General features: G+C 69.7%; 6 protein-coding genes and 1 pseudogene. All 7 read right to left on the reverse strand.

Annotated features, from left to right (window positions below):
- Nucleotides 1-310, reverse strand: a pseudogene (locus StrepF001_RS43710) (mycodextranase); the annotation flags it as partial.
- Between the two features lie 48 nt (nucleotides 311-358).
- Nucleotides 359-1,942 carry an alpha-amylase family glycosyl hydrolase gene (locus tag StrepF001_RS43715; protein WP_129803631.1) on the reverse strand — a complete coding sequence of 528 codons (1,584 nt, stop codon included), beginning with the start codon at nucleotides 1,940-1,942 and terminating at the stop codon, nucleotides 359-361.
- A gap of 34 nt (nucleotides 1,943-1,976) precedes the next feature.
- On the reverse strand, nucleotides 1,977-2,840 hold the full coding sequence (locus StrepF001_RS43720; protein ID WP_129803632.1) for a carbohydrate ABC transporter permease: 864 nt from the start codon (nucleotides 2,838-2,840) through the stop codon (nucleotides 1,977-1,979).
- The gene (locus StrepF001_RS43725; RefSeq protein WP_129803633.1) at nucleotides 2,837-3,793 is read right to left on the reverse strand and encodes a sugar ABC transporter permease; all 957 of its coding nucleotides are present in this window, start codon (nucleotides 3,791-3,793) and stop codon (nucleotides 2,837-2,839) included. The genes StrepF001_RS43720 and StrepF001_RS43725 overlap by 4 nt, the downstream gene beginning before the upstream one ends.
- Before the next feature lie 6 nt (nucleotides 3,794-3,799).
- Nucleotides 3,800-5,149: a sugar ABC transporter substrate-binding protein gene (locus StrepF001_RS43730; protein WP_129803634.1), complete on the reverse strand. Its 1,350-nt coding sequence runs from the start codon at nucleotides 5,147-5,149 to the stop codon at nucleotides 3,800-3,802.
- Between the two features lie 120 nt (nucleotides 5,150-5,269).
- Nucleotides 5,270-6,268: a LacI family DNA-binding transcriptional regulator gene (locus StrepF001_RS43735; RefSeq protein WP_206307160.1), complete on the reverse strand. Its 999-nt coding sequence runs from the start codon at nucleotides 6,266-6,268 to the stop codon at nucleotides 5,270-5,272.
- A gap of 63 nt (nucleotides 6,269-6,331) precedes the next feature.
- Nucleotides 6,332-7,016: GntR family transcriptional regulator (locus tag StrepF001_RS43740; RefSeq protein ID WP_240797988.1), on the reverse strand; the 685-nt coding region annotated here is incomplete at its 5' end.

Consider the following 7,016-nt stretch of genomic DNA (forward strand, 5'->3'; position numbering starts at 1 on the left):
GGCCGTCGGGGACGCTGTAGGCGACGTTCACGGCGTTGGCCGCGCGGGGCACGGTGAACTCGACGCGCTGGCCGGCGCTGAGACGGACCGCCTGGCGGCCGGAGGCCTCCGAGGCGAGGGTGCCCTGGGTGTAGTCGGGGCCGATCTTCGCGCCGGTCGTGGTGGCGGACTCGGCCTCGACGGAGGTGAAGGGCAGGCTGGCGCCCGCGGCGGCGTGGGCGGTGGGTGTGCCGAGGGCGACGAGCATGCCGGCGGCCAGGGCGACGGTCGTCGCGACGGCCGATGATCTGAGGGTGGTGTGCCTGTGCATGTGCTGATCCCTTCGTGGTGGGGGTGTTCGGGATAGCGCGTCGCGGTGTCAGGAACGCAGCCACACCGCGGTGTCCTTCGGCAGTCGGCCCTGGTCGTCCAACGGGCCGCTGCCGAGCAGGAGTTCTGTGTGCGGGGGCAGGTCGGCGGGGGTGTCGGCGAGGTTCACCAGGCACATCACGCCGTCCGCGCGGGTGAAGGCGAGGACTCCGTCCGGGGCGGGCAGCCAGGTCAGGGGGCTGTCGCCGAAGACGGGGCGGATGCGGATCGCGTGGCGGTAGAGGGTGAGCATCGAGGCCGGGTCCTGGGCCTGGCGGTCGGCGGCGTACGACGGCCAGTCGGCGGGCTGGGGCAGCCACGGGTCTCCGCCGAATCCGGCGTGGGGCGCATCGGCGACCCACGGCAGCGGCACCCGGCAGCCGTCCCGGCCGGGGTCGGTGCCGCCGGACCGGAAGTGCATCGGGTCCTCGATGCTCTCGCGCGGGATGTCGGCCTCGGGCAGGCCGAGTTCCTCGCCCTGGTAGACGTAGACCGCGCCGGGCAGCGCCAGCGAGAGCAGGGCGGCGGCGCGGGCGCGGCGGGTGCCGAGGGCGAGGTCGGTGGGGGTGCCGAAGGCCTTGGTGGCGAAGTCGAAGGCGGTGTCCTCGCGGCCGTAGCGGGTGACCGTGCGGGTCACGTCGTGGTTGCACAGCACCCAGGTGGCGGGCGCCCCGACCGGGGCGTGCTCGGCGAGCGTCTCGTCGATCGATGTGCGCAGGCGGTCGGCGTCCCAGGGGCAGGACAGGAAGGAGAAGTTGAAGGCGGTGTGGAGTTCGTCGGGGCGCAGATAGCGGGCGAAGCGTTCGGTGTCGGGGAGCCACACCTCGCCGACGAAGATTCCGTCGTACTCGTCGGCAATCCGCCGCCAGGAACGGTAGATGTCGTGGAGTTCGTCACGGTCGACGTAGGGGTGCGGGTCACGGCCCTCGACGAAGTCCGGGAGACGGGAGTCCTTGACGAGCAGGGCGGCGGAGTCGATGCGCACGCCGGCGACTGAGCGCTCGAACCAGAAGCGCAGGATGTCCTCGTGTTCCTGGCGGACCGCGGGGTGGGACCAGTTGAGGTCGGGCTGCTCGGGGGCGAAGAGGTGGAGGTACCAGTCGCCGTCAGGCAGCCGCGTCCAGGCCGGTCCGCCGAACTGGGAGCGCCAGTCGTTGGGCGGGAGTTCACCGTGCGCGCCGCGGCCGGGGCGGAAGTGGAACAGTTCGTGCTCCGGGCCACCGTTGAGCGCTGCCCGAAACCACGGGTGCTGGTCCGAGACATGGTTCGGCACGATGTCGACGATGGTGCGGATGCCGTACGAGCGGGCCTCGGCGATCAGCTTCTCCGCCTCGGCGAGGGTGCCGAAGGCCGGGTCGATGGCGCGGTAGTCGGCGACGTCGTAGCCGCCGTCCTTGAGCGGTGACAGATACCAGGGCGTGAACCACAGTGCGTCCACGCCGAGTTCGGCGAGATACGGCAGCCGGGCGCGGACGCCCGCCAGGTCGCCGGTGCCGTCGCCGTCGCCGTCCGCGAAGCTGCGGACGTACACCTGGTAGATGACGGCTGTGCGCCACCAGTCGGTCTGCGTGAGGGCATGGGTGGGCTGTCCCACTGTGCCTGCCTTTCCGGGTCGATGAGGGGCGGTGTCAGCCCCTCGTGCTGCCCGCGCTGATTCCGGCGATGATGTGGCGCTGGAAGATCAGGAACATCGCGACCATCGGGATACTGGCGATCACCATTGCGGCAATGAGCACGGTCAGCTGGATGTTCTGCGACAGCTGCACCAGCGCCACGCTGATCGGCTGCTTGCCGGTGTCCGAGAAGACCATCAGCGGCCACAGGAAGTCCTGCCAGACCGCGACCAGCGCGAAGATCGACACGACGCCGAGCACCGGCCGTGACATGGGCAGCACGATCGACCACAGGATGCGCAGCTTTCCGGCGCCGTCGATCTCGGCGGCCTCCAGCACATCGCGCGGGATCTGGTCGAAGAACCGCTTCAGGAGGTACAGGTTGAAGGCGTTGGCGACTGCCGGGAGCCAGATGGCGAGGGGGTCGTTGAGCAGGCCCAGGTCGGCGACCGTGAGGTATTTCGGTACGACGAGGGCCTGGGCCGGGACCATGAGCGTGGCGAGGATGCCGCCGAGGATCACCTTGCCGAAGACCGGCCTCAGCTTGGACAGGGCGTAGGCGGCGGCCGTGCACAGCACCAGCTGGAACAGCCAGGCGCCGGCCGCCTGGACCACCGTGTTCCACAGGTGCGTCGGCAGCTGCATCAGCTCCCAGGCGTCGGTGTAGCCGCTGAGGTGCCACTCCTTCGGGACGAGGGTGGGCGGGGTCTGCGCCACCTCGTCCGGCGACTTCATCGCGCCGGTCACCATCCAGTAGACGGGGAACAGGAAGGCGAGCGCGAAGAGCAGCACGACGGAGGTGAAGACCGTCCAGTAGGCGGCCTTGCCACGCGGGCGGGCCAGGGCGGCCGGGGAGACAAGGGTGCGGGTGCTGCTCATGTGTCCTCCCCTTCGGAGCGGGTGAGCCGCAGATAGAGCGCGGAGAAGATGCCGAGGAAGACGAGCAGCATCACGCTGAGCGCGCAGGCGCCACCGAAGTCGTTGTAGAGGAAGGCGTACTTGTAGATCAGGTACAGGACGGTGACCGTCGCGTTCTCCGGGCCGCCGCCGGTGATGACGAACGGTTCGGTGAAGACCTGCATCGTGGCGATGATCTGAAGGAGCATCAGCATCAGGATGACGAACCTGGTCTGCGGGATCGTCACGTGCCGGATGCGCTGCAGCAGGTTCGCGCCGTCCAGTTCGGCCGCCTCGTACAGCTCGCCGGGGACGGACTGGAGGGCGGCCAGGTAGATCAGGACGGTGCCGCCCATGTTGGCCCAGGTCGCGACGATGACGAGGGAGACCAGGGCGGTGTCGGCGCCGTTGGACCAGTTCGAGGTGGGCAGGTCGACCAGGCGCAGCACCTCGTTGGCGAGGCCGGTCCCGGGGTCGTAGAACCACTTCCACAGCAGGGCGCTGACCACCGGCGGGATCATCACCGGCAGATAGACCACGACCCTGAAGAACGCCCTCGCGTGCCGGATTTCGTTGAGGACGAGGGCCAGCACGAAGGGGATCGCGAAGCCGATCAGCAGGGCGAGCAGGGTGAAGGTGAAGGTGTTGCGCCAGGCGGCCGTGAACTCCGGGTCGTCGAAGACGCGGGTGAAGTTGTCGGTGCCGACCCATTCGGCCGGTGCGCCCGGCGTGTACTTCTGGAAGGCGATCACCACCGCGCGGATCGCCGGGTACCAGGAGAAGAGGGCGAAGCAGACGAGCCCGCCGAGCAGGAAGGCGTACGCGCGGGTCTGATCGGCCAGGCGGCGCCGCCCCCGCTCCCCTGCCGGGGGCGGCGCCTGGACCGGGCGGACCGCGGCCTTCTCGACGGTCCGCCGCTGAGCCGTCCTCGTCATGGTCCGTCAGCTCCGGGCCAGGATGCCGTCGATCTTGCCGGAGGCGTCCTTCAGGAGCTGGTCGATGTCGGCGTCCTCCTTGGTCAGGACGGCGGAGACGACACCGTCGAGGACGGAGTAGATCTGCTGGGCGTTCGGCGGCTCGATCTTCATCTCGAGGTCCTGGTTGCCGTCGAGGAAGGCCTGGTAGTTCTCCACGGGCACATTGGCGTTGGCCTGCTTGACCTGCTGGTCCTTCTCGTCGGCGGCGCCGCTGAACAGCCGCGGCTCGGGCAGGCCCACGGGCGCGTCGTTCTTCTTCGCGCGGGCGTAGTCGCCGAGGAACCCGTCGCCGGGCGTGAGGAACATGTGGTCGAGCCACTTGAGGCCGGCCCGGATCTGCTCGGGCGTGGCCTTCTTGTTGAACATGTAACCGTCGCCGCCGACGAGAGTGGCCTCGCCGCCCGGCATCGGGGCGATGGCGATGTCCTCGTAGTCGGCGCCCTTCTCCTTGACCAGGATCGGGATGTTGTCGGGTGCGGCGAGGTACATGCCGAGCTTGCCGGAGCCCATCATCTGCTGGACGTCGTTGATGACGAGCAGCTGCTTGCTGCCCATCGACTCGTCCGTCCAGCGCATGTCGTGCAGGGTCTGCAGGACCGCCCGGCCCTCGGGGGTGTCGACGGTGGCCTTCTTGCCGTCGGCGCTGACGACGTCGCCTCCCTGGGAGTACAGCTCGGCGGTGAAGTGCCAGCCGCCCTGATTCTGGGCGCTGTAGTCGGCGTAGCCGACGGTGCCGTCGCCGAGGGCGGCGATCTTCCTGGCGGCTTCCCGCACCTCGTCCCAGGTCGCAGGGGGCTGGTCGGGGTCGAGGCCGGCCTTCTCGAAGAGTGCGCGGTGGTAGATCAGGCCCATCGAGTAGCCGGTGCGCGGGATGCCGTAGATCTTTCCGTCGACGGTGTAGATGTCGCGCAGCTGCTGCTGGATGGTCTCGTAGCTCTTCAGCTCCTTGACGTACGGGGTGAGATCGGCCGCCTGGTTGATGTCGACGACGTGCCTGGCATCGGTGAAGTACGTGTAGAAGACGTCCTCCATCTGCCCGCCCGCGAGCTTGGCGTCGAACGTCTTCGGGTCCTGGCAGGGGAACGCGTCGTGCGGGACGACGTCGATGTCCGGGTTCTGCTTCTCGAAGGCGGCGATGTCCTCCTCGAAGAACTGCCGGTCGACCTTGGCGCTCTTGGGCGGCATGCAGTTGACCGTGATGCGGGTCTTCCCGCTCGCCGAGTCGTCCTCGTCGCCGGACCCGCAGGCGGTCAGAGCGAGGGACGAACAGGCCAGGAGCGTGAGGAAGGTACGGCGGAACCCGGTGCTACTCATCGGTGACCCCTTTGGGCAGGAGCGGTGGGCGCCGCACACTCAAGCACCGACGACATCGTCACGCAAGATGTCGCGCAGAATCTGAAATTATTTAACAGCCTTGTGGAATGTCCGCGGATCTCAGTCGCGGGGGGCTTGCGCCGTGGAACCCCGCACCACCAGCTCCGGCTCGAACAACAGTTCCTCGGCCGCCACCGAGCTGCCGCCGATCTGCGCGTTGAGCAGTTCGACGACCGCCCTGCCCATCGACTCGATGGGCTGGCGGACCGTGGTCAGCGGCGGTTCCGTGCAGTTCATCAGCGCGGAGTCGTCGTAGCCGACGACCGAGATCTGCGACGGGACGTCAAGTCCCTTGCGCCGGGCGGCCCGTACCACACCGAGGGCAAGCGGGTCGCTGGCGCAGATGAACCCGGTGACCCCCCGGTCGATCAGCCGGGAGGCCGCCGCGTGACCGCCCTCGATGGAGAAGATGGCCCGCGCCACGCGCTCGTCCGGCAGATCCCCGGCGACAGCGCGCGCGGCGGCCAGCTTGCGCGCCGACGGCATGTGGTCGCCGGGTCCGAGGACCAGCCCGATCCGCTCGTGGCCGAGCGAGGCCAGATGCCGCCAGGCCTGTTCGACGGCGACCGCGTCGTCGCAGGAGACGCCCGGGAAGCCGAGGTGCTCGATGGCCGCGTTGACGAGGACGACCGGGATGTTGCGGTCGGCGAGCAGGCGGTAGTGGTCGTGCGGGGCGTCGGCCTGGGCGTACAGGCCGCCGGCGAAGACGACGCCGGAGACCTGCTGTTGCAGCAGCAGTGCGACATAGTCGGCCTCGGAGACACCGCCCTTGGTCTGGGTGCACAGCACGGGGGTCAGGCCCAGTTGGGCGAGCGCCCCGCCGATCACCTCGGCGAACGCCGGGAAGATCGGGTTCTGCAGCTCGGGCAGGACCAGGCCGACGAGCCGGGCGCGTTCACCGCGCAGCTGGGTGGGCCGCTCGTAGCCGAGGACGTCCAGGGCGGACAGCACCGCCTGCCGGGTGGCTTCGGAGACTCCGGGCTTTCCGTTGAGCACCCGGCTGACCGTGGCCTCACTGACCCCGACCTTCTTCGCCACTTCCGCAAGTCGTCGCGTCATGCGCGCAAGAATAGCGCAAGAAACGCAAACGGCTTGCGTGTCGTGCCGTCCCGGTGCAGCGGGTCAGCTGCCCGGCGCCGCCCACTGACCCCGCACATGACCGAGGTGCCGGGCCATCACCTCGCGGACGGCCGGCTCGTCACGCGCCAGCAGGGTGTCGAGGAGTTCGAGGTGCTCCTCGGCGGAGGCGAGCAGGCGTCCCGCCGCCACGAGGGCGGTGAGGCCGTACAGCCGGGAGCGCCCCCGCAGGTCGCCGACGACCTCGACGAGGTGGGCGTTGCCCGCGAGGGCGAGCAGGCCCAGATGGAACCGGGTGTCGGCCTCGACGTAGGCGATGAGGTCCCCGGCCGCGGCGGCGGTGACGATCTCCTGTGCGGCCGGGCGCAGCGCCTCGAGCGAGACCGGGTCCGCGGTCCTGGCCAGGTCCACGACCGTGGGGATCTCGATGAGTCGGCGGAGGTGGGTGTACTCGTCGAGCTGTTGCTCGGAGACCGCGGTGACCCGGAAGCCCTTGTTGGGGACGGTGTCGACGAGACCCTCCTTGGCCAGGTCCAGCAGCGCCTCGCGCACGGGGGTCGCGGAGACACCGAAGCGGGCGGCCAGTGCCGGCGCGGAGTACACCTCGCCGGGGCGCAGTTCCCCGGCGATCAACGCGGCCCGCAGCGCGTCGGCGACCCGCTCCCGGTAGCTGCTCTTCCTGCCGCCGAGTGCCGGCAGGGCGGGGGCAGCGGCGGACGGGGTGCTGGGG

The sequence above is a fragment of the Streptomyces sp. F001 genome (assembly GCF_004187715.1).
In the GTDB taxonomy this organism is placed as follows: Bacteria; Actinomycetota; Actinomycetes; order Streptomycetales; family Streptomycetaceae; genus Streptomyces; species Streptomyces flavusporus.